The following is a 22337-nucleotide window of genomic DNA, read 5'->3' as shown; positions in this document are numbered from 1 at the left end:
TAGCTATTAAAAAAAGAGCATTTCTACAGCAGGGTGCCGGCCGTGGAGCGCGCAGATCCAGCGCCCAGCGGCCCATGCACCCGCCCGCAAAGTCACCCGCGCGCTCAGCTGCGCTCGCGCAGCGCCCGCTCGATGCGGTTGCGCTGCACGGTGGTCTTGGGCACCTTGAAGGGGAACCAGCTGCGCACGTCTTCTTCCAGCCCGATGCCGTGCATGTAGTTGTAGATGGCTTTCTTGAGCGCTCCGCCCAGCGCGTCGTGGTCCACGCCCGTGGGGTCGTGAAAGCCGATGTCGTTCTTGGCAAAGCTCACGGGCGGCAGGGGCTGCAGGGTGACACCGTAGTCTTCGGGGTGCTGGCCTACGGGCGAGTGCACGGTGCAGGCAAAGCGGTGGAAAAACCCGCTCTGGATGCAGCCATTGGCAAACAGCTGGCGCACGTATTCGAGCGCGTCCACGGTGTCTTGCACGGTCTGCGTGGGAAAGCCATACATGAGGTAGGCGTGCACCAGAATGCCCGCATCGGTGAAGGCCCGCGTCACGCGCGCCACCTGGTCCACCGACACGCCTTTTTTCATCAGCGTGAGCAGCCGGTCAGAGGCGACTTCGAGCCCGCCCGAGATGGCGATGCAGCCGCTGTCGGCCAGCAGGTTGCACAGCGCGGGGCTGAAGGTTTTTTCAAAGCGGATGTTGCCCCACCACGATATGCCGGCATTGCGCGCGATCAGTTCGGTGGCCAGCGCCTTCAGGGCCTTGGGCGGCGCGGCTTCATCGACAAAGTGAAACCCGGTCTGCCCGGTTTCGTGCACTATTTGTGCGATGCGGTCGGCCAGCACGGTGGCTGACGCGCCTTCGTAGCGGCCGATGTAGTCCAGGCTCACGTCGCAAAAACTGCACTTCTTCCAGTAGCAGCCATGGGCCACGGTGAGCTTGTTCCAGCGCCCGTCGCTCCACAGCCGGTGCATGGGGTTGAGCATGTCCAGCAGCGACAGGTAGCTGCCCAGCGGCAGGCCATCCCAGGTGGGCGTGCCCACCTCGGCAAAGGCGATGTCGGCCTCCATCATGTTGATGTACTGCACGGCGCCCGCACCATCGCCACCCTCAGCGCCATCTTCAGCGCGCACAAAGGTGCGCACCAGCCGCTGGCGGCTGCGCTGGCCCTGCAGGTGCTCCAGCAGCGCCAGTAAAGGGCGCTCGCCGGCGTCCAGCGTGACGTAGTCAAAGTAGTCGAACACGCGCGGCTCGGTCAGCTCGCGCAGCTCGGTGTTGACAAAGCCACCGCCCAGCACCGTGACGATGTGCGGGTGCTGCGCCTTGAGGGTCTGCGCAATGCGAAACGCCGCATAGGCCGCGCCCGGGAACGGCACCGACAGCAGCACCACGGTGGGCGCATGGCGCTCTACCGCGGCCAGCGTCAAATCGCGCAGCGTGTCGTCCACCAGATTGGGCGGCGCCGCCAGCGCCTGGGCCAGCGGCTCGAAGGTGGGCTGGCTGCCAGCCAGCGATTCGGCGTACCGCACAAATTCAAAGCGCGGATCGACCGCGTCGCGCAGCACATCGGCCAGGTCGTTCAGGTACAGCGTGGCCAGGTGCTTGGCGCGGTCGTGCAGGCCCAGTGCGCCAAAGGCCCAGCCCAGCGGGTCGCCACCCTCGTCATCCACATAGACATCCAGCGATGCAAAGCGCGGCCCCTCCGGCAAAAAGTTGCGTCCCACGATGCGGTGCGCCAGCGTCGAATCGCGCCCCTGCAAAAAGGCAATGGCGGGCCCAATGGTGGCCAGGTAGCGATCGCGCTGCGCCGTAAACTCCTGCATGGCGGGGCTGTGCTTTTTGGCGGGCACCGCATCCACCCGTGCCGCCACGGCGCGAAGGCCTGCGGGCGACAGCAATTGCAGCACCAGCGCCAGCGCCAGGTCTTCCTGCATCGCAGCAACCCCGCGCGAGCGCAAAAACCCCGTGAGGTACGCAGTGGACGGATAAGGGGTGTTGAGCTGCGTCATCGGTGGGATGACGGACAGGACGCGAAGAGGAGGCTGGGCGGGCATGGGAAATGGACAGGGTGACCGCCAATGCAAGGCGGGTGCTGAGGCGGATGCTGACGGGTCGTGATTATGGGCGCCCGCTCCCAACGGCGCTGCCTTGGCCCGCAATCGCCTTATGCTTGCGGCCATGAACGCCCAAGAGCCCCGCCCCACCCCAGCCCCTGAAAACCCAGCAACCCAGAACGACAAGGCGCCCCCCGCTGCCCGCCCCGCGCAACCCCACAACCCCTTGCACGGAGTGACGCTGGAGGCCATGGTGGTGGGCCTGGCCGACTATTTTGGCTGGCAAGGGCTGGGCGAGCGCATCCCGGTGCGCTGCTTTCAAAGCGACCCCAGCGTGTCATCGAGCCTGAAATTCCTGCGCAAGACGCCCTGGGCGCGCGAAAAGGTCGAGAGCCTCTATCTGTTCATGCTGCGCGACCAGCGGCGCAACGCCCAGGACTCCAACTGAAGCGGGCCGAGAGCCTTTCGGCCACGGCAAAAAACGTTCAGCCTCTTGCGCCAGCGCTCACATCCGGGTGCAAAAACCAGGTGCTTCAGTCGCCCGCAGCCACCAGGAAGTCGCGGCTGATCCCCCCGCCCAGTTCGTTCACCCGGTCGAGAAACTGCGTCAGATAGGCGTGCAAACCTGTGGCCAGGATTTCATCGATGCGCCCATATTGCAGCTCCGACAGCAAGCGACCGGCGCAGCGCTGCGTCTCGGCCGACTGCTCGTTGGCCACAACCGCCAGGTTGTCCACCACCTCGCGCAGGCTGGCGTGCAGCGAGCGGGGCATGTCGCGGCGCAGGATCAGCAGGTCGGCCACGCGCCCCGGGGTGATCACGTCGCGGTACACCTTGCGGTACACCTCGAACGCTGAAACGCTGCGCAAGATGGCGCTCCAGTGGTAGAAGTCGTTCTCCTGGTTGCGCTCGCTGGAGCGGCCAAAAAAGTCGTTGTTCACGGCATGGAACTTCACATCCAGCAGGCGCGCCGTGTTGTCGCTGCGCTCCAGAAAAGTGCCCAGCCGCAAAAAATGAAAGGCTTCGTCCTGCAGCATGGTGCCCAGCGTGACCCCGCGTGACAAGTGCGAGCGGTACTTGACCCATTCAAAGAACTGGCCTGGATCGCGCTCGAAGGAGCCACCTTCGAGGCCTTCGAGCTGCCGGGCCAGCTCCAGCCAGGTTTGGTTCTGCGTTTCCCAGACTTCGGTGGTCAGCGCACCGCGCACCGCCCGCGCGTTCTCCCGCGCAGCCCGCAGGCACGACAGGATGGAGGACGGATTGTCGCCATCGCGCACCATGAATTCGAGCACCTTGGCAGGGGTGACATCCCCGTGCTTTGCGGTGTAGGCGGGAATCAGCTCGCTGATCGACAACAGCCCCAGCCAGCCCTCCTGGGCCATGGCGGCCGACTGCGGCAGCAGCGATGTCTCATAGCTCACGTTGAGCATGCGGGCGGTGTTCTCTGCCCTTTCCGTATATCGTGACATCCAGAACAGATGATCGGCAGTGCGGCTCAGCATGGTTCACCTCCTTCTTGTCCCAGCACCCAGGTGTCCTTGGTGCCGCCGCCTTGCGACGAGTTGACGACCAGCGAGCCCTCCTGCAAGGCCACGCGCGTGAGGCCGCCTGCCACCATCTGCACCTCGCGGCCGCTGAGCACGAAGGGGCGCAGGTCAATATGGCGCGGGGCGATGCCGCTGTCCACAAAGGTCGGGCAGGTGGACAGGCTGAGCGTGGGCTGGGCGATGTAGCCCGCCGGATTGGCCAGCAAGGCGCGGCGGAATTCTTCGATTTCGGCCCGCGTGGCGGCCGGGCCGATGAGCATGCCGTAACCGCCGGCGCCGTGCACTTCATTCACCACCAGTTCAGACAGGTGCGCCAGCACATACTGCAGGTCGTCGGGCTTGCGGCACATCCAGGTGGGCACGTTGTGCAGGATCGGCTCTTCACCGAGGTAAAAACGGATCATCTCGGGCACATAGGGGTACACCGATTTATCATCGGCCACGCCCGTCCCCACGGCGTTGCAGATGCCCACATTGCCCGCGCGGTAGGCGTCCATGAGGCCCGCGCAGCCCAGCGTGGACGTGCGGCGAAACACTTGCGGATCGAGGAAGTCATCGTCCACCCGCCGATAGATCACATGCACCCGCCGCAAGCCGCGCGTGGTGCGCATGTACACAAAGCGGTCCTTGACCACCAGGTCCTGCCCCTCCACCAGCTCCACCCCCATCTGCTGTGCGAGAAAGGCGTGCTCGAAATAGGCGCTGTTGTGCATGCCGGGCGTGAGCACCACCACTGTGGGTTCAGCCACCGTGGCCGGGGCACTGGCGCGCAGGGTTTCGAGCAGCAGGTCGGGGTAATGCGCCACGGGCGCCACCGCATGCGCGCTGAACAGCTCGGGGAAAAGCCGCATCATCATCTTGCGGTTTTCCAGCATGTAGGAAACCCCCGAGGGCACGCGCAGGTTGTCTTCCAGCACGTAGTAAACGCCCTCCCCCTGCGCATTTGCGGCCCGCACGATGTCGATGCCGGCGATGTGCGCATAGATGTCTCTGGGCACCTGCACGCCGGCCATCTCGGGGCGGTACTGCGCGTTGTTCAGCACCAGATCGGACGGAACAATGCCCGCACGCAAAATGTCCTGCCCGTGATAGACATCATGGATGAAGCGGTTGAGCGCCGTGACCCGCTGCACCAGGCCGCGCTGCATTTGCGCCCACTCATGGCCGGGGATGATGCGGGGAATCAGGTCGAACGGAATGAGCCGCTCGTTGCCGGCCCCGCCTTCGTCCTTGGCGCCATAGACCGCAAACGTGATGCCCACGCGCCGAAAGATCATCTCGGCTTGGGCCCGTCGGGCCTGCATGGCATCAGCGGGCTGGCGCGCAAGCCACTGACCGTAGCGCTTGTAGTGCTCGCGCACATTGCTGCCATCAAAGGGCAGCATGGCGTACATCTCGTCGAATTTCTGCATGAGCGGGCCTCCTGGGATCAGGATAGCAAGTTGCGCGCCCACCGTCTTGTTCCATGGCAAGCAACAACCCGGGCCACAGACCCCGGCACCAGCGCCCGCTATGGCGCCATGTGGTGCTGCCAGTAGCGCTGCCCGGCTTCCCGCTCGCAACGCACCTGCAGGGGCTGCGCCGAACGCCAGGTGGCCGCGCCGCAGCGCGCGGACTCCACCACCCGAATCTGCCGCTCCTGGTAGCGCCCCAGTACCTCGGGCGCCGGGTGCCCAAAACGATTGCGGTAACCGGCCTGCACCAAGGCGGTGCGTGGTTGCACGGCATCCAAAAACGGCGCGCTCGATGAAGTCTTGCTGCCGTGGTGTGGCACCAGCATCACATCGGCGGCCAGCGGTGCCGCACCCGCCACCAAAGCCTGCTCCTGCACCTGCTCGATATCCCCCGCCAGCAAGGCCACCGCGGGCGCAGGCCCCTGGGTTGCAATGCGCAAGACGCAGCTGGCGGCATTGGTGTGTGTGGCGGGCGCGGGGCGTGCGGTGCCTGCGCCATCGCCCGCTGCCGGGTGCAGCACCTCGAAGGCCACGCCATCCCAAACCCAGCGCTGCCCCGCCACGCAGGGCGTGGCCGGGCGCAGCACCTGCAGTTCATGCGCTGCTTCGATCGATCCCGTCAGGGCCGCCTGGGGTTGCTGTGCCAGCACGGCGGCCGCGCCACCGGTGTGGTCGGAATCCCGGTGGCTCAGCATGAGCAGATCCACCCGCTCGCCCAAAGCGCGCAGCAGGGGCACCAGCACGCGGTGGCCTGCATCGCTTTCGCGGCTGAAGCGTGGGCCCGCGTCGTACAGCAGCGCATGCGTGGCGGTGCGCACCAGCACGGCGTTGCCCTGGCCAATGTCGGCCGCCAGCAGCTCGAACTGGCCCGGCACAGGCCGCGCCGGCTGCCACCACAGCGCGGGCAGCAGCAAAGGCAACGCCAGCGCACGCACCGCCCAGGGCACGCGCATGGCCAGCAGCGCGCCGCCCACCACCGCCGCCACCCCCGCCCACAACGGCGCCATCGGAACAAACGCCACGGCCAGAGGCCAGGCCGCAAGCCACTGCAGCAAAACGACCAGGGGCTGCACTGCCCATGCCGCCAGGCTCCATAGCGGCGCCCACAGAACACCCGCCAGCGCCAATGGTGTGACCACCAGCGTGACCCACGGAATCGCCAACAGATTGGCCGCAAACCCCACCAGAGACACCTGACCAAACAGCAGCAGGGTGAGCGGCGTCAACGCCAGCGTGACCACCCATTGCTCTCTCAAAAGTGCATAAAAATGGGCTTTAGCGCTTATCCCATAAGCGCTACCAGCTATGTTATTGGTAGCAAATAACACCGCCACCGCCACAAAACTCAACCAAAATCCCGCCTGCCACAGCGCCCACGGGTCCACCGCCACCACCACGGCGCAGGCCAACAACCACACCTGCGGCCAAGGCCAGCGGCGCCCGCTGAGCTGCAGTGCGGCGATGGTTGCCAGCATCAGCACGGTGCGCTGTGCGGGCACGCCCCAGCCACTGAAAAGCGCATACAAGCCGGCCAGCAAGACGCCTGCAAGCAAGGCTGCAGTGGGCGCCGGCAGCGCCAGGCACAACCGCGCCGAACGGCACCACAGCCGCCGAACCACCAGCGCGGCCAGCCAGGCAAACAGTGTGATATGCAGGCCCGAGATGCTCATCAGGTGTGCCACGCCGGTGGCGCGGAACACGTCCCAGTCGGCGCGGTCAATCGCACGCTGGTCGCCCGTGACCAGGGCCACCACCACGCCGGCAACACGCGCCGGGCCATCCTCGCCGACTGCGGCCCTGCCGGCGAGGCGGGCCACGATGGCGTCCCGCACCGCCTGGCGCGCACGCTCGACGGGGTGACGCCAGGTGCTGGCAAGCCGCACCGGGGGTGCATCGTTGGCGCCGGTGCGCACATAGCCCGTGGCCTGCACGCCCTGCTCCCACATCCAGAGTTCGAAATCGAAGCCATGGGGGTTGCGCGCACCATGGGGCGCCTTGAGGCGAACCGTCATCTCCCAGCGCTCGCCGGCCCGCAGCGTGGGCGGTTGCCGCGATGCGTCGGCAGGCTGGGCCATGTCGAGCGCCGCATCGCCGTACCACGACACATCCACCAACGGGGGCAACGCCACCGCAGTGCCTTGCCACAACGCAGACTCGATCTCCAGACGCAGGCGCACGCCCGCTTCGTTCACCTGCGGCATGGCGGCGATCACGCCGGTCACGCGCAGGTCGCGCCCCTCCAGCCCCGGCGACAGCGCATGGGACGCATAGGCACCGGCGCGCAGCCCGCACAAGGCAAACAAGGCCATGGCCCCGGCGCAGGCAGCAAAGCCCAGGGCCCCGACATGGCGCCAGCGTCGCCCGGCAGCCTGAGAGCGATGCGCCACCCACGCCCGACACCAGCCGCTGGCCAGCCACGCGACGCCCCCCAAGGCCAGCAACACGCCATAAACCGGCCAAGGCCACAGCACGGGCTGCTGCAGCTGCAGCGCCGCCCCCACCAGGGTCCCCAACAAACACGCCGGCATGCGCCATGCACCCAGCACGGCCCGCTCCTCGTGCGGGTCCGACGCGGCAGGATGGAATGCGCTGGAGGCTATGGGCGGCATGGGCACATGCTAAACCCACCCCGCGATGCCGAAATGGGCAACTCGCGCGCGTGCATGTGTAACACTGGCGACCTCTGCACCGGCACCCGGGCGCGGCGCTTTTGCCCGCGCCTGACCGGAAATTTCTCTATCCCCTTCAAGGAAACCATGAGCGTTTACGACAAGCTGAAAGAACTGAACATCACCCTGCCGCCCGTGTCCGTGCCGGCCGCCGCCTATGTGCCGTATGTGCAGACTGGCAATCTGGTGTTCCTGAGCGGCCACATCGCACGCAAGGACGGCAAGCCCTGGGCCGCCCAGTTTGGCCGCGATATCACCACCGAAGAAGGCAAGGCCGCCGCCCGCGCGGTGGCCATTGACCTGATGGGCACGCTGCACGCGGCTTGCGGCGGCGACCTGAACCGCGTCCAGCGCATCGTGAAGGTAATGAGCCTCGTCAACTCCACCGGCGACTTCACCGAGCAACACCTGGTGACCAATGGCGCCAGCGAACTGCTGGGCCAGGTGTTTGGCGAGAAGGGCGTGCACGCACGCAGCGCCTTTGGCGTGGCACAGATTCCCATGGGTGCGTGCGTGGAAATCGAATTGATCGCCGAGCTGGCCTGAAAGCCGACCGGCACCCGCTTTTTAAAAAGTTTCCCAGTCGTCATCTCCACCCTGCGCCACGGCGGCCACACGGGGCGCTGGCACGGGTGCGGATGACTTGCGCGGCTGTGGGGCAGACGGCGCTGCTGCAGTGGGCTTGGTTCCAGCGCCCGCCAGCTGCTGTGCGGAAGGCTTGCTCACCACCACAGTGCGTTGCGCCCGGGCTGCGGTTCCAGCAACGCCGGCCACCGGCGCCGGCACGGCGCGGGCCATGGGGGCCTGCACGCCATAAGCGGCCGCGTTGACCTTGAACACCGACACCATCTGCGCCAGCTGCTCGGCCTGCTCGCGCAGGCTTTGCGCGGCAGAGGCACTTTCTTCGACCAGCGCGGCGTTTTGCTGCGTCATCTGATCCAGGTTGCCCACCGCCTGGTTGACCTGGGCAACACCCACACTTTGCTCGGTGGATGCGGCGGTGATCTCGCCAATCATGTCGGTCACGCGCTGGACGGACTGCACGATGTCGGCCATGGTGCCGCCGGCATCCGCCACGAGCCGGGAGCCGGTGTCCACCTTTTCCACCGAGGCATTGATCAGCTGCTTGATCTCCTTGGCGGCCTCGGCGCTGCGCTGCGCCAGGCTGCGCACTTCGCTGGCCACCACGGCAAAACCGCGCCCCTGCTCACCAGCGCGCGCGGCCTCCACTGCGGCATTGAGCGCCAAGATGTTGGTCTGGAAGGCAATGCCATCGATCACGCCGATGATGTCGGCGATTTTCTTGCTGCTGTGGTTGATCTCGTCCATGGTGGCGACCACTTGCGTCACCACCTCGCCGCCCCGGCGCGCCACGCCGGTGGCGCCCACGGCCAGGCTGCTGGCCTGCTGGGCGCTGCTGGCGCTTTGTTGGATGGTGCTGGTGAACTGCTCCATGGCGGCCGCGGTTTCCTGCAGGTTGCTCGACGTCTGCTCGGTGCGGGCAGACAGGTCGTGGTTACCGGTGGCGATTTCGGCGCTGGCCGTGGCAATGCTGTCGGTGCTTTGGCGCACCTGGTGCACCACACGGCCCAGGGCGTCGCTCATGGCGTATTGCGACCGCAGCAAGTCACCGAATTCATCGCCACGCGTGATGGTGGCCTGCATGCTCAGGTCGCCCGCGGCAATGCGGGCGGCGAGCTCATTGGCCTGGGCCAGGGGCTGCTGAATGCTGCGGATCAAAAAATAAGCCCCGCCAATGATGGCCAGCAGCAAGACGGCCACCGCCGTGGCGCCGATCTTCACGGTCAACATGCGAGAGGCGGCCATCTCAGCCAGGTTCGTTTGCGCTGTCTGCTGCTGCATTTGCACAAAGTCGCGCAATGTCTGCAGATAGGCGGTGACCGCAGGGTTGTAGGCTTGCTTGACCAGGGCCACCGCCTGCTCGGCCTGCCCATCGGCCTTGAGTTGACGGGCCTGCACCCGCAGGTCAGTCATGGTTTTTCGCGCCGCCGCAATCTTGGCCATCTGTGCCTTGTCCTGCTCCGACAAAGCCATGCCTTCCAGGGACTTCTGCACTTCGCTGATCTGCGCCGACGTGGCCGCGATGACGTCCTTGAACTCCAACTCCACCGCCGGATCGCTGCTGACGATCAGCGCCTGCGTGCGCGCAGCATTGGTCTCGGTCAGGCCCGCCCAGCGGATGGCCGAAGAGACCCGGGCCCCCATTTCCTTCGCCGCCGCGTCGGCCTGCACCTGCACCTTGGCGGAGCGGTACCCCGAAAAAACCACCACCGCGATCAGCATGACCACGATAAAGGCAACCGCCAGCCACAGCTTGTGGGCAATGCGAAGTTGGTTCAGCATCATTTGTCTCCCGTACTCAGATTGTTTGTCACCGATAGTGCGTGATATTTCATTTTTCTACAAATCCCGAGCATCCCCCAGGGACGCCCCACCTGCGCAGAGAATGCCGGCGAACGGCAGCGCGGATGCCGACACAGCAACTATTCGACGCGCGCCACGGATGACGGCTTGAACCCCAGGTCTGCGACCTTGCCCTTGCGGCCCCGGGCTGCACGGGCATTGTTGAGCGAGCGGATCTCCAGCGTTTCTTCGCGCGCCTTGCCGCCCCGGCCCACGCCCTCGATACGGATGCTGCGCGTGTAGGCGGCGGCACCCGCGAGCTGGTCCTTGGGCTCCAGGTCGATCAGCACCAGGCCGCGACCGCCGTTGGCCAGGGTCTTGAGCTCACTGATCTCGAACGTCAGGATGCGACCACCCGCCGAGGCACAGGCCACATGCGTGGCGGCAGGCAGCGGTTGCCCGCCGGTGCTGCCCGCCGCATGGGAAGGCGGGCACACGGTCTCGCCCTCGCCCAGGGTCAGGAAGGACTTGCCGCCCTTCTGGCGCGAGACCAGGTTGTCCACGCTGGCCAAAAAGCCATAGCCGCCCGAATTCGACAGCAGCAAGGTGGCGCTGGCCGGGCCCGCAAAGTAGTGCAGCAGCTGCGTGCCCGATTCCAGTTCGATCAAGGTGGTCACCGGCTGGCCGTCGCCGCGCCCGCCGGGCAGCAGCGCCACCGGCACCGAATAAACGCGGCCATTGCTGCCAAACGCGATGAGCTGGTCCACGGTGCGGCATTCAAACGTGGCATAGAGCCCATCGCCCGCCTTGAAGGCGAAGCTGGCCGCCTCGTGGCCGTGGCCGTTGCGGGCACGCACCCAGCCTTTTTGCGAAACCACCACCGTGACGGGCTCGTCCACCACCTTGACCTCGGCCACGGCCTTCTTTTCGGCCTGGATCAGCGTGCGGCGCGGGTCGGCAAAGGTCTTGGCGTCTGCCTCGATTTCCTTGACCATGGTGCGGCGCAGCGAGCCGGGGTTGTTCAGGATGTCTTCGAGCTTGCCCTGGCTTTCGCGCAGTTCTTTCAGTTCCTGCTCGATTTTGATGGCCTCCAACCGCGCCAATTGGCGCAGGCGGATTTCCAGAATGTCTTCGGCCTGCCGGTCGCTCAGCGCAAAGCGCGCAATCAGCGCCGCCTTGGGCTCGTCGGCCTGGCGGATGATGGCAATCACCTCGTCGATGTTGAGCAGCACGGTCTGCCGCCCTTCAAGGATGTGGATGCGATCGAGCACCTTGGCCAGGCGGTGCTGCGTGCGGCGCGTGATGGTGGTCTGGCGGAAGGCAATCCACTCTTCCAGCATCAGCCGCATGGATTTCTGCACCGGCTTGCCATCGAGCCCGACCATGGTGAGGTTGATGGGCGCGGACGTTTCCAGGCTGGTGTGCGCCAGCAGCGCGGTGATCAGCTCTTGTTGCGGCGTTTTGCCCGTCTTGGGCTCGAACACCAGGCGCACCGGGGCGTCTTTGCTGGATTCGTCGCGCACCACATCGAGCACGGCCAGCATGCTGGCCTTCAGTTGTGTCTGGTCCTGGCTCAACGCCTTTTTGCCGGCCTTGACCTTGGGGTTGGTGATTTCTTCGATTTCTTCGAGCACGCGCTGCGTGCTCACACCGGGCGGGAGCTCGTTGACCACCAGTTGCCACTGGCCGCGCGCCAGCTCTTCGATCTTCCAGCGCGCCCGCACCTTGAGGCTGCCACGGCCGGTGCGGTAGGCGTCGGCAATGTCGCCGGGGCTGCTGATGATCTGGCCGCCGCCGGGGTAGTCGGGCCCGGGCACCAGCGCGAGCAACTCCTCCTGGCTCAGCGACGGCGTCTTGATCAGCGCGATGCAGGCGTCGGCGATCTCGCGCAGGTTGTGGCTGGGGATTTCGGTGGCCAGGCCCACGGCAATGCCGCTGGCGCCATTGAGCAGCGCAAACGGCAGGCGCGCGGGCAGCTGGCGGGGCTCTTCGGTACTGCCGTCGTAGTTGGGCATGAAATCGACCGTGCCTTCGTCGATTTCGTCGAGCAGCAGGCTGGTGATGCGCGACAGGCGCGCCTCGGTGTAGCGCATGGCCGCAGCGCCGTCGCCGTCGCGGCTGCCGAAGTTGCCCTGGCCGTCGATCAGCGGGTAGCGCTGGGCAAAGTCTTGCGCCATGCGCACCAGCGCGTCGTAGGCCGACTGGTCACCGTGCGGGTGAAAGCGGCCCAGCACATCGCCCACCACGCGGGCGCTTTTGACGGGCTTGGCCGCCGTGCTGCGCGTGGGGCCGCTGTAGCCCAGGCCCATGCGGTCCATCGAATACAGAATGCGCCGCTGCACGGGCTTGAGGCCATCGCACACATCGGGCAGCGCGCGGCCCTTGACGACGGACAGCGCGTATTCCAGATAGGCGCGCTGGGCATAACCGGCCAGGTCCAGGGAGTCGCCGTCGTCGCCGGCGGTGGTGAAATCGAGAGTGGGTTGATCGCTCATTCGTTGGGGTTCGGTTCAGTCACGTTCTGGGGCAGTGCCCGAGAGTTCCATGCGCACGCGGCCGGGTGTGGCGCGCTGGGCCAGCGCTGATGCTGGCGGTTTGAGCTGGGCGTACAGGCCGAGCACGGTGCGCACATAGTTCTGGGTTTCCTTGTAGGCCGGAATCCGGTTGCCCGCCCGTTGCACCGCGCCCTCGCCCGCGTTGTAGGCGGCCAGGGCCAGGTCCAGGCGGCCGGGAAACAGATCGAGCAGATAGCGCAGATAGCGGGTGCCGGCAGACACATTCACCGCCGGGTCCACCAGCTTTTGCGCCACCGTCCGGCGGGCGTCCGCCGCCACGCCGAAGCGTCCTGCCGTGGCCGGCATCACCTGCATCAGGCCGATGGCCCCTTTGGGTGACACGGCGCTGGCGTCAAACCCCGACTCGGTGGCAATCAAGGCCTGCAGCAGTTCATAGTCCACCCCCTGGTGGCTGGCCGATGCGCGCAGGTGGTGCTTGACGCGCTTGTAGTCGGGCGAAATGTCAAAAAAAGCCAGCAAGCGCGCGCCGGCCACGGGCAGCGCCACCGGAGACGGCAGAGCCTGCTGCGAGGACTGCAACGCACCCTGCGCCCCATCGCGCGACGAATCAAACTGCGTGCCGCGAAAAAACAGCTGATAGCGCGCATCCGTCTGCTCTGCAGCGAAGTGGGTCACGCCGCGCTCGTCCACAAAAGCCCACAGGTCGGCATGCGCTGACTGCTGCGTTATCAATAGCAGCAGGGGCACAGCCAGCAAGCGCAAACGACCGAAAAGGCCTAAAAATCGAAGGATCGTGGACATGGCAGGCACCGGCAGTGGGTGGTCAGAATATCCGAGGTCAGATATCCACTTCCACCGCGTCGCCATGCAGCTCCATCAGCTCGCGGCGCGAAGCGGCCTCGCCCTTGCCCATGAGCTTGGTGATGAGCCCTTCGGTGGCGGCAAAGTCGGTGCCGCCCAGCTGCACGGGCAACAGGCGCCGGGTGTCGGGGTTGAGCGTGGTCTCCCACAGCTGCTCGGCGTTCATCTCGCCCAGGCCCTTGAAGCGGCTGATCTGGCATTTTTCGCGCGGCACGCCATCTTTCTCGCATTTGTCGAGGATGGCGGTGAGCTCGCCTTCGTCCAGCGCATACATCTTGGCCGCCGGCTTTTTGCCGCGCGCGGGCACGTCCACGCGAAACAGCGGCGGGCGCGCCACATAGATGTGGCCGGTCTCAATCAACTTGGGAAAGTGCCGGAAGAACAGTGTGAGCAGCAACACCTGGATGTGCGAGCCATCCACGTCGGCGTCACTCAAGATGCAGACCTTGCCATAGCGCAGGCCCGACAGGTCGGGCGAGTCATCAGGGCCGTGCGGGTCCACCCCCATGGCCACCGAGATGTCGTGGATTTCGTTGTTGGCAAACAGCCGGTCGCGGTCCACCTCCCAGGTGTTGAGCACCTTGCCGCGCAGTGGCAGCACGGCCTGGTTCTCCTTGTCGCGGCCCATCTTGGCGCTGCCGCCGGCCGAATCGCCCTCGACCAGAAACACTTCGTTGTAGGCAATATCGCGGCTCTCGCAATCGGTGAGCTTGCCTGGCAGCACGGCCACGCCCGAGCCCTTGCGCTTTTCGACCTTCTGGCCGGCCTTCTGGCGCGTCTGCGCGGCCTTGATGGCCAGCTCGGCCAGCTTCTTGCCGTATTCGACATGCTGGTTGAGCCAGAGCTCGAGCGCCGGGCGCACAAAGCCGCTCACCAGCCGCACCGCGTCGCGCGAGTTCAGGCGCTCCTTGATCTGGCCCTGGAACTGCGGGTCCAGCACCTTGGCTGAAAGAACATAGCTGGCCCGCGCAAACACGTCTTCGGGCATCAGCTTCACGCCCTTGGGCAACAGGCTGTGCAGCTCGATGAAGCTTTTGACGGCATTGAACAGGCCATCGCGCAGGCCGCTTTCGTGGGTGCCGCCGGCGCTGGTGGGGATCAGGTTGACATAGCTTTCGCGCACGGGCGGGCCGTCTTCGGTGAAGGCCACGCACCACGAGGCGCCCTCACCCTCGGCAAAGTTGTCGTTGCCACTGTCGGCAAAGCCATCGCCCTCGAACAGCGGGATCACCGGCTCGCCGTTGAGCGTCTGCTGCAGGTAGTCGCGCAGGCCGCCCTTGTATTGCCAGGTTTGCGTATCACGCGTCTTCTCGTTGACCAGCGAGACCTGCACGCCGGGCATCAGCACCGCCTTGCTGCGCAGCAGGTGGGTGAGCTCGCCCAGCGGCAAAGTGCTCGATTCAAAGTATTTGGCGTCGGGCCACACGCGCACCGTGGTGCCCTGCTTGCGCTCGCCCGCCTCCAGGGCGCGGGTGACCAGGGGCTCGACCACGTCACCACCAGAGAACACCAGGCGCGCCACTTGCCCTTCGCGGTGGCTGCTGGCCTCCAGGCGCGTGGCCAGCGCGTTGGTCACGCTCACGCCCACGCCATGCAGGCCGCCCGAGAAGCTGTAGGCGCCGCCCTTGCCTTTGTCGAACTTGCCGCCCGCGTGCAGGCGGGTGAAAACCAGCTCGATCACCGGCGCCTTTTCTTCGGGGTGCATGCCAAACGGAATGCCGCGCCCGTCGTCTTCGATGCCCACCGAGCCGTCGGCGTGCAGCGTGACCTTGATCTTTTTCCCGTAGCCGGCCAGCGCCTCGTCGGCGGCGTTGTCGAGCACTTCCTGGATGATGTGCAGGGGGTTGTCGGTGCGGGTGTACATGCCCGGGCGCTGCTTGACGGGCTCCAGGCCCTTGAGCACACGGATCGAACCCTCGGAATATTCGCTGGCGGACACAGAAGTCGGTTTGGCAGACATGGGGCGGATTGTAGTGCCGCAGCGCCGCAGGAACTGGATAAATACCCAGCCATCCTCCATGGCGCCATCCCGGGTCATGCAGGCGTCAGGCAACGGAGTGAAAGATTGGCTACATTTCCCGCATGCCTACGAACCCTCCCAAACTGTCGATGTTCCAGGTGCTGGCGTGCGGTGCCGCCATCGTGACGCTGTCCATGGGCATTCGCCATGGCTTCGGCCTGTGGCTGCAACCCATCACCCAGGAAATGGGCTGGACGCGGCAGTCGTTTGCCCTGGCGATTGCGATCCAGAACCTCTCGTGGGGAATCATCGGCATCTTTGCGGGCATGGCCGCAGACCGGTTTGGCGCCTTTCGCGTGCTGATGGGCGGGGCGGTACTGTATGGACTGGGCCTGGCCGGCATGGCGCTGTCGCCGACGCCCACCGTGTTTGCCCTCACCGCTGGCGTGCTGATCGGCGCGGCCCAGGCCGGCACCACCTATGCCGTGATCTACGGCGTGCTGGGCCGCCAGATTGCGCCCGAAAAGCGCTCGTGGGCCATGGGCGTGGCGGCGGCGGCCGGCTCGTTTGGCCAGTTCCTGATGGTGCCGGTGGAAGGCTGGCTGATTGCCGGGCTGGGCTGGCAGCAGGCGCTGCTGGCGCTGGCGCTGATGGTGCTGCTCATCATTCCACTGGCTTTTGGCCTGCGCGAGCCGGGGTTTCACGGATCGGCCCCTGCCCAGCGCGACCAGTCGATTGCGCAGGCGCTGGGTGAAGCGTTCCGCTACCCCAGCTTTCTGTTGCTGACGGCAGGGTATTTTGTCTGCGGCTTTCAGGTGGTGTTCATTGGCGTGCACTTGCCCAGCTACCTGCGCGACCACGGCCTTTCGCCCCAGGTGGCCAGCTATGCGCTGGCGCTGATCGGGCTGTTCAATGTGTTTGGCACCTACATTGCGGGCACGCTGGGCCAGCGCATCCCGAAGCGCAACATATTGGCCTTCATCTACTTTGCGCGGGCCGTGGTCATCACCGTTTTTCTGCTGGTGCCGCTGTCGCCGCTGTCGGTGTATGTGTTTTCGGCCGTAATGGGGGCGCTGTGGCTATCCACCGTGCCGCCCACCAATGCCACGATTGCGCAGATTTTTGGCGTGCAGCACCTGTCGATGCTGGGCGGCTTTGTCTTCTTCAGCCACCAGGTGGGCAGCTTCATGGGGGTGTGGCTGGGCGGCTATCTGTATGACCGCACCGGCAGCTACGATGTGGTGTGGTACATCGCGATCGGGCTCGGCATCTTTGCCGGGCTGGTGAATCTGCCCATCAAGGAAGCCCCCATCCAGCGCGCCACGCCGCAGCCCGCCTGACAGCCATCAACACCATTTTCGCAACGGCCATGCCCCCCCCCTCTGCGCGCTTCACATCCCGCCCTGCCCGGCTGCTGGGCTGGGTGGCCGCCGTGCTGATCTTGCTGGCGGTGTTTGCGCTGTACACGCAGTCAAGCTTCATGGTCATGCTGGCAGACCAGCTGTGGGCATGCTTCTGAGAAGTTCAAGCCTTTTTGGCCGTTAGCGCTTATACACAAAGCGCAAGCAGCTATTGTTTGTATAGCAACACACCCCATGCACGGCACTGAAGCCCCTTCCGACTGGGTTCGCCGCTGGTCACCCCTGGCACCACCGGGCAGCACGGTGCTGGATGTGGCCTGCGGCGCGGGCCGCCACCTGCGCTGGATGCACGAACACGGCCATCCCACCGTGGGCGTGGACCGCTCTACCGATGCCGTGGCGGCCTGCGCCGCCTGGGGCGACATCCACTGCGCCGACATTGAAGCAGGCCCCTGGCCTTTTGCTGGCCGCCAGTTTGGCGCAGTGATCGTCACCAACTACCTCTGGCGCCCGCTGCTGCCCACCTTGGTCAACAGCGTGGCCCCTGGCGGCGTGCTGATCTATGAAACCTTCGCCAGCGGCAACGAAACCGTGGGACGCCCCGCGCGCGCCGACTTTCTGCTGCAACCGGGCGAACTGCTCGCCGCCTGCGCGGGCCTGCGCACAGTGGCCTACGAAGACGGGTTTCTGGGGTCACCCGCACGTTTCGTGCAGCGCATTGCCGCCGTGCGCGAAACCCCGCACCCAAGCCAGCCCGTCCGATACCGCCTGGACCTTGCGGTCTAGTTAGAATGCCCTTTTACCGTTTTCACTTGCGGACATGACCTCTTCTTCCGTCCCCCTTACCGGCAGCATCGTCGCCCTTGTCACCCCCATGCACGAGGACGGTAGCGTGGACTACCCCACCCTGCGCAAACTGATCGACTGGCACATCGCCGAGGGCACCGACTGCATCGGCGTGGTGGGCACCACGGGCGAGTCGCCCACGGTCAATGTCGAGGAGCATTGCGAGATCATCCGCGTGGCCGTGGAACAGGCGGCCAAGCGCGTGCCCATCATGGCCGGCTGCGGCGCCAACTCCACCGCCGAGGCCATTGAACTCGCCAAGTTTGCCAAGAACGTGGGCGCCGACAGCCAGCTGCAGGTGGTGCCCTACTACAACAAGCCCACGCAAGAAGGCCAGTACCAGCACTTCAAGGCCATTGCCGAAGCCACGGGCGACCTGCCCATCGTGCTGTACAACGTGCCCGGCCGCTCGGTGGCAGACATGCTGCACGACACCGTGCTGCGCCTGGCCCAGGTGCCCGGCATCATTGGCGTCAAGGAAGCCACGGGCAACATCGAGCGTGCCCAATGGCTGATCCGCGATGTGCCAAAGGGCTTCGCCGTGTATTCGGGCGACGACCCCACCGCTGTGGCCCTGATGCTGTGCGGCGGCCATGGCAACATCAGCGTGACCGCCAACGTGGCGCCCCGCCTGATGCATGAATTGTGCGTGGCCGCACTGGCCGGCAACGTACAACGCGCGATGGAAATCCAGTTTCAGCTGATGCCGGTGCACAAAAACCTGTTCATCGAAGCCAACCCCATTCCCGTCAAATGGGCCATGGCCCGCATGGGCCTGTGCACAGGCACCATGCGCTTGCCCATGACCCCCCTGAGCCAGGGCCACGAAGCCACCGTGGAAGCCGCCCTGCGCGCCAGCGGTCTGCTGTAAGCCGACTGCCCTGCCACACCCCTAGACACTCTGAGGATTTCCGCGTGAATCACACTGCACGATTGGGCCTGCTGGGCCTTGCCATGGCCCTGTCCGCCTGCTCCGTACTGGAAAACGACAAGATCGACTACAAGAGCGCCACCCAGGGGGCCACGCTGGAAGTGCCCCCCGACCTGACGCAGCTATCGCGAGAAAATCGGTACGCAGTGCCCGGCACCGCGGTGTCTGCCGCAGCCTTCCAGGCGGGCCAGAACACGAAGACATCCACCACCTCCAGCGCAGCAGCCACCAAAATCGGCGATGTCCGCATCGAACGCAACGGCAACCAGCGCTGGCTGGTGATTGACCGGCCTGCCGACCAGTTGTGGGAGCCCGTGCGGGAATACTGGCTGGAGAACGGCTTCAACCTGGCCATCGATCAGCCCGATCTGGGCATCCTGGAGACCGACTGGGCGGAAAACCGCGCCAAGCTGCCCCAGGACATCATCCGCTCCACCATCGGCAAGGTGTTTGAATCGCTGTATTCCACCGGCGAGCGCGACAAGTTCCGCACGCGCCTGGAGCGCAATGCGGCCGGTGGCACCGAAATCTATATCACCCACCGAGGCATGGTCGAGGTCTACACCAGCACCGCCAAGGACAGCACCATCTGGCAGCCCCGCGCCGCCGATCCCGAACTGGAAACCGAATTCCTACGCCGGCTGATGGTCAAGCTGGGTGTGAGCAAAGAGCAATCGCAGGCCGTTGCAGCAGCACCGGCCTTGAAGGCTGCCACGGTGCGCATGACCTCGGCAAACAATGTGCCCGTGATGCAGATGGATGAAGGTTTTGATCGAGCATGGCGCCGCGTCGGCCTGGCCCTGGACCGCACCGGTTTCACCGTGGAAGACCGCAACCGCAATGACGGCCTGTATTTTGTGCGCTACGTGGCACCAGGAACCGACAAGAAGGAGCCCGGCTTCTTCAGCAAACTGCTGGGTGGCGGATCTGCCGCCACACCGCCTCTGAAGTACCGCGTGTTGGTGCGCAGCCAGGGTGAAGCCACCACGGTGTCCGTGCTGAACGAGGGCGGAGCTCCTGAGTCGTCTGCCAACGCCGAACGCATCCTGCGCGTGCTGGCCGACGACCTGAAATAAAGCCAGCCTACCAATGCTGCGCTTTCGCAGCTTGGGCAGCGGCAGCTCAGGCAATGCCACCGTGGTGGAGGCTGGCGACGGATTGCATGTCCGTCGCATGCTGGTGGACTGCTGCTTCGGCATCCCGCTCATGATCCGGACATGCTCAAGGCATCCGGCTACCCCGCTTTTCTGAAGCGACGCATTACGGGTAAGCATAGACATCTCGCCAACCACGCCGCCGGCATCCTGGCAGCCGTTCGGCACCCAGGACTGAACCGCGTGGTGACGGCCCACCTCAGCGCGCAGAACAATCAGCCCCGACTGGCATAAGAGGCACTTGCACATGCGATGGAATGGCCCAATCACGACGTAGACATTGCATTGGCCACCGTTGGCACAGACTGGATCAATGCGGCACAGCCGCTGTAGTTGGCGCCACATGCAAGCGGCGGCTGCGCCGCCAACAAAAAAGCCCCGCACCTGTGACAGGCCGGGGCTTTCAAACCTCAGGAACTCCAGCAAAGCTGGCAGCCCCTGAAATTCATGCGTGCTTTACTTGGCAGCAGAAGCAGCGGTGGCTGCAGCGGCAGCAGCAGCGTCCACAGCAGTCTTGGCTTCGGTTGCGGCGGTGGCAGCAGCGTCGACAGCAGTCTTGGCAGAGTCAGCAGCAGAAGCAGCTGCTTCAGCGGCAGGTGCTACTGCTTCAGCGGCAGGTGCAGCAGCAGCTGCAGGCGCTTCGACAGGAGCGGGGGCAGGAGCAGCAACAGGCTCTTCCTTCTTGCCGCAAGCGGCGAGGGCGGCAGCAGCGATCAGGGTAGCCAGAACGAGGGATTTCTTCATTTCAATTTTCCTAGTTGGACAGACAAAAAACCGGAATTGCCACCACGACCGGCTTCTGAGGCCATTGACGCGTTGGCGGAATGCATTTGCATGCGTTTCAGCGCAGTCAGCAATTATATTGGGGTTTCGTCAATCCCGACTAACGCTGACTTGTCGCACACACCGCATTTCATTTTTCATGCATTAAGCACTATCAACGTTACAACCCCAAAGTGGTTGACGGAAAACCCGGTGAACTTTTGCTTCGCAACCATTCATTGAGCGATTCCCGCAGCAAAACGCGCCGCTCCGGCTCAACGCCGGAAACCCCCACGCAACGCAAGGGATCAAGGCGGTGCAGCACCCAGGCGGGTGACCACAAAGCACTGAGAAGGTCCAGCGGGTCTGCCGACGGACTGCGCCGGCAGGTGATGATGTGATCCCATGTGCTGCGCCATCGAACAAAGCGCGCGTGCCGCCGAATGACTTCATCAAACGTGCAAGCCAGCATGGTGAATCGCCGGCCACTGTGCGCCCACTGCTGCAACGACTCGATCACGGCAAGTTCGCCCAGCGGCCAGTCATGGAAATTGGCGTCACTCACCACAATTTCCGACCAGCCATCGCGGGCCGCCGTGGCCAGGCCATCGCGCACCAGCTGCATGAACGCCTCCCGGCCACTGAACCGACCAGAAGGCAAGTCGGGCAGCGGTTGCGCTGCGGGTGGCGCATCGGTCATGGGGTTTCCTGGGAATCCTTGCGGGAATGGGCCCAGCCAGCGTCGCACCAGGCAGACAGCAACTCCAGGGCATCATCGCTTGCACGCGCCAGGTCGCGGCTGCGCAACCGGCGCTCATCCGCCAGGCGCCGCATCAGCGTCGCATCGCGGCCTGCCGCGCGGTAGCTTTCGCCATTGATGAAGACATGGTGTGCGTCGTACATCATGCGGGTGCGTCGATCGAGTTCCACCCCCTCCAGCATCACGCCCGCGCCATGGGGCTCAAACCACACGCTGGGCTTGGGCTCGGTCAGGTATTCACCCAGCGCCCGCTCCAGCACCAGCGGCTCGCTCAATGCGCGTTGCAATGCCTCACGGGCAAAGTCGTGCAGCCGCTCCGGGATGGCTGCGGGCTGCTCCACGGCGTCCTGGCCCGCGTCACGGTAGCGAACGGGCGCATCGTCCTCGCCCGCATCCTCTGCCACCCGCACCAGGAGTTCCTGCGCCAGCTCGGCGCGCGCCGGTGCCCGGAACCCGATCGAATAGGTCATGCATTCCCCTTCGGCCACGCCATCGTGGGCGTAGCGGGGCGGCAGGTACAGCATGTCACCGGGCTCCAGCACGAACTCTTCCTCGGGCTCGAACTGCGCCAGCACCTTCAGCGGAATATCGTCCCGCAAGCTCAGGTCTTTTTGCCGACCGATGCGCCAGCGGCGGCGGCCATGGGCCTGCAGCAAAAATACGTCGTAGCTATCAAAATGCGGGCCCACACCGCCACCATCACTGGCATAGCTGATCATCAGATCATCGAGCCGCGCCTCTGGAACAAACCGGAATTGCTGCAGGATGGCGTGCACCTGGTCGTTGTGCAGATCAACACCCTGCACCAGCAAGGTCCAGTCGGGCTGCTGCAGGGCCGGCAAGGCCCGGCGCGAAAAGGGGCCATGGCGCAGCTTCCAGACATCCTTGACCTGCTGCACCAGCCGGGATTCCACGCCCTCCTGGGCAGCCAGCGCAAACAGCCCGGCGCGCGACACGGGCGGCGTGAACCGGGGGATGGCCTGGCGCACCAGCAAGGGCTTTTTCTGCCAGTGCCGGCGCATGAACTGCGCAGGGGTCAGGCCGCCGAGCAGGGTGAGGGGTTGCTGGATATCCATGAAAACCTGTCCGCCCCATGACAGGGCCATTGAT

Annotated in this window: 18 protein-coding genes; 7 read left to right on the top strand and 11 right to left on the bottom strand. The window is 65.3% G+C overall.

Translation table 11 applies throughout. From position 1 onward, the window contains the following. Positions 1-104: 104 nt before the first annotated feature. Positions 105-1997, bottom strand: a complete 1893-nt coding sequence (locus tag CCX87_RS05995; protein ID WP_087744595.1) for a B12-binding domain-containing radical SAM protein — start codon at positions 1995-1997, stop codon at positions 105-107. A 169-nt stretch (positions 1998-2166) separates the two neighbouring features. Here CCX87_RS05995 and CCX87_RS05990 point away from each other — a divergent pair, with 169 nt between their 5' ends. Next, positions 2167-2490 carry a VF530 family DNA-binding protein gene (locus CCX87_RS05990; RefSeq protein WP_198314767.1) on the top strand — a complete coding sequence of 108 codons (324 nt, stop codon included), beginning with the start codon at positions 2167-2169 and terminating at the stop codon, positions 2488-2490. 85 nt (positions 2491-2575) lie between these two features. On the opposite strand, the gene CCX87_RS05985 is transcribed toward CCX87_RS05990, so the two are convergent. The 3 genes from CCX87_RS05985 to CCX87_RS05975 form a co-directional block, all read right to left on the bottom strand. Next, entirely contained in the window at positions 2576-3544 is a 969-nt protein-coding gene (locus CCX87_RS05985) for an alpha-E domain-containing protein (RefSeq protein ID WP_087744593.1), read from the bottom strand. Continuing rightward, positions 3538-5001, bottom strand: a complete 1464-nt coding sequence (locus CCX87_RS05980; RefSeq protein ID WP_087744591.1) for a circularly permuted type 2 ATP-grasp protein — start codon at positions 4999-5001, stop codon at positions 3538-3540. The genes CCX87_RS05985 and CCX87_RS05980 overlap by 7 nt, the downstream gene beginning before the upstream one ends. 98 nt (positions 5002-5099) lie before the next feature. Continuing rightward, a complete protein-coding gene (locus CCX87_RS05975; RefSeq protein WP_232476542.1) occupies positions 5100-7571 on the bottom strand; it encodes a DNA internalization-related competence protein ComEC/Rec2 in 2472 nt (823 codons plus the stop codon). A 228-nt stretch (positions 7572-7799) separates the two neighbouring features. Between CCX87_RS05975 and CCX87_RS05970 the strand changes: the two genes are divergently transcribed. Beyond that, entirely contained in the window at positions 7800-8258 is a 459-nt protein-coding gene (locus CCX87_RS05970) for a RidA family protein (protein ID WP_087748202.1), read from the top strand. Between the two features lie 21 nt (positions 8259-8279). Here the strand turns inward: CCX87_RS05970 and CCX87_RS05965 are convergent, their stop codons facing one another. The 4 genes from CCX87_RS05965 to CCX87_RS05950 form a co-directional block, all read right to left on the bottom strand. Continuing rightward, positions 8280-10076 (bottom strand): methyl-accepting chemotaxis protein, encoded by a 1797-nt coding sequence (locus CCX87_RS05965; protein ID WP_198314766.1) that lies wholly within the window; start codon positions 10074-10076, stop codon positions 8280-8282. A gap of 140 nt (positions 10077-10216) precedes the next feature. Next, positions 10217-12571 carry a DNA topoisomerase IV subunit A gene (gene parC, locus CCX87_RS05960; protein ID WP_087744587.1) on the bottom strand — a complete coding sequence of 785 codons (2355 nt, stop codon included), beginning with the start codon at positions 12569-12571 and terminating at the stop codon, positions 10217-10219. A gap of 15 nt (positions 12572-12586) precedes the next feature. Further along, entirely contained in the window at positions 12587-13393 is an 807-nt protein-coding gene (locus tag CCX87_RS05955; RefSeq protein ID WP_087744585.1) for a lytic transglycosylase domain-containing protein, read from the bottom strand. Positions 13394-13430: 37 nt separating this feature from the next. Beyond that, a complete protein-coding gene (locus CCX87_RS05950; protein WP_087748200.1) occupies positions 13431-15413 on the bottom strand; it encodes a DNA topoisomerase IV subunit B in 1983 nt (660 codons plus the stop codon). A gap of 122 nt (positions 15414-15535) precedes the next feature. Here CCX87_RS05950 and CCX87_RS05945 point away from each other — a divergent pair, with 122 nt between their 5' ends. From CCX87_RS05945 to bamC, 5 genes are all read left to right on the top strand, one after another. Then, on the top strand, positions 15536-16753 hold the full coding sequence (locus CCX87_RS05945; RefSeq protein ID WP_087744583.1) for an MFS transporter: 1218 nt from the start codon (positions 15536-15538) through the stop codon (positions 16751-16753). 29 nt (positions 16754-16782) lie between these two features. After that, positions 16783-16932 (top strand): hypothetical protein, encoded by a 150-nt coding sequence (locus CCX87_RS21070; protein ID WP_198314765.1) that lies wholly within the window; start codon positions 16783-16785, stop codon positions 16930-16932. A gap of 76 nt (positions 16933-17008) precedes the next feature. Continuing rightward, positions 17009-17560, top strand: coding sequence for a class I SAM-dependent methyltransferase (locus CCX87_RS05940; protein WP_087744581.1), 552 nt, complete (start codon positions 17009-17011; stop codon positions 17558-17560). Between the two features lie 34 nt (positions 17561-17594). Then, positions 17595-18491 carry a 4-hydroxy-tetrahydrodipicolinate synthase gene (gene dapA, locus CCX87_RS05935; protein WP_087744579.1) on the top strand — a complete coding sequence of 299 codons (897 nt, stop codon included), beginning with the start codon at positions 17595-17597 and terminating at the stop codon, positions 18489-18491. A gap of 44 nt (positions 18492-18535) precedes the next feature. Further along, entirely contained in the window at positions 18536-19627 is a 1092-nt protein-coding gene (gene bamC, locus CCX87_RS05930; protein ID WP_087744577.1) for an outer membrane protein assembly factor BamC, read from the top strand. 534 nt (positions 19628-20161) lie between these two features. On the opposite strand, the gene CCX87_RS05920 is transcribed toward bamC, so the two are convergent. The 3 genes from CCX87_RS05920 to CCX87_RS05910 all read right to left on the bottom strand — a co-directional run bounded on the left by CCX87_RS05920 (position 20162) and on the right by CCX87_RS05910 (position 22303). After that, positions 20162-20449: a hypothetical protein gene (locus tag CCX87_RS05920; RefSeq protein WP_087744575.1), complete on the bottom strand. Its 288-nt coding sequence runs from the start codon at positions 20447-20449 to the stop codon at positions 20162-20164. 199 nt (positions 20450-20648) lie between these two features. Beyond that, positions 20649-21167, bottom strand: a complete 519-nt coding sequence (locus tag CCX87_RS05915) for a hypothetical protein (RefSeq protein ID WP_087744573.1) — start codon at positions 21165-21167, stop codon at positions 20649-20651. Beyond that, positions 21164-22303 carry a cupin domain-containing protein gene (locus CCX87_RS05910; RefSeq protein ID WP_087748199.1) on the bottom strand — a complete coding sequence of 380 codons (1140 nt, stop codon included), beginning with the start codon at positions 22301-22303 and terminating at the stop codon, positions 21164-21166. The genes CCX87_RS05915 and CCX87_RS05910 overlap by 4 nt, the downstream gene beginning before the upstream one ends. Positions 22304-22337 lie beyond the last annotated feature (34 nt).

Origin of the sequence: Acidovorax sp. T1, from assembly GCF_002176815.1 — a bacterium.
Classification (GTDB): Bacteria; Pseudomonadota; Gammaproteobacteria; order Burkholderiales; family Burkholderiaceae_C; genus Acidovorax.
Note: the sequence above shows the minus strand (reverse complement) of the source record. Positions and strands in the feature narration are given on the sequence as shown.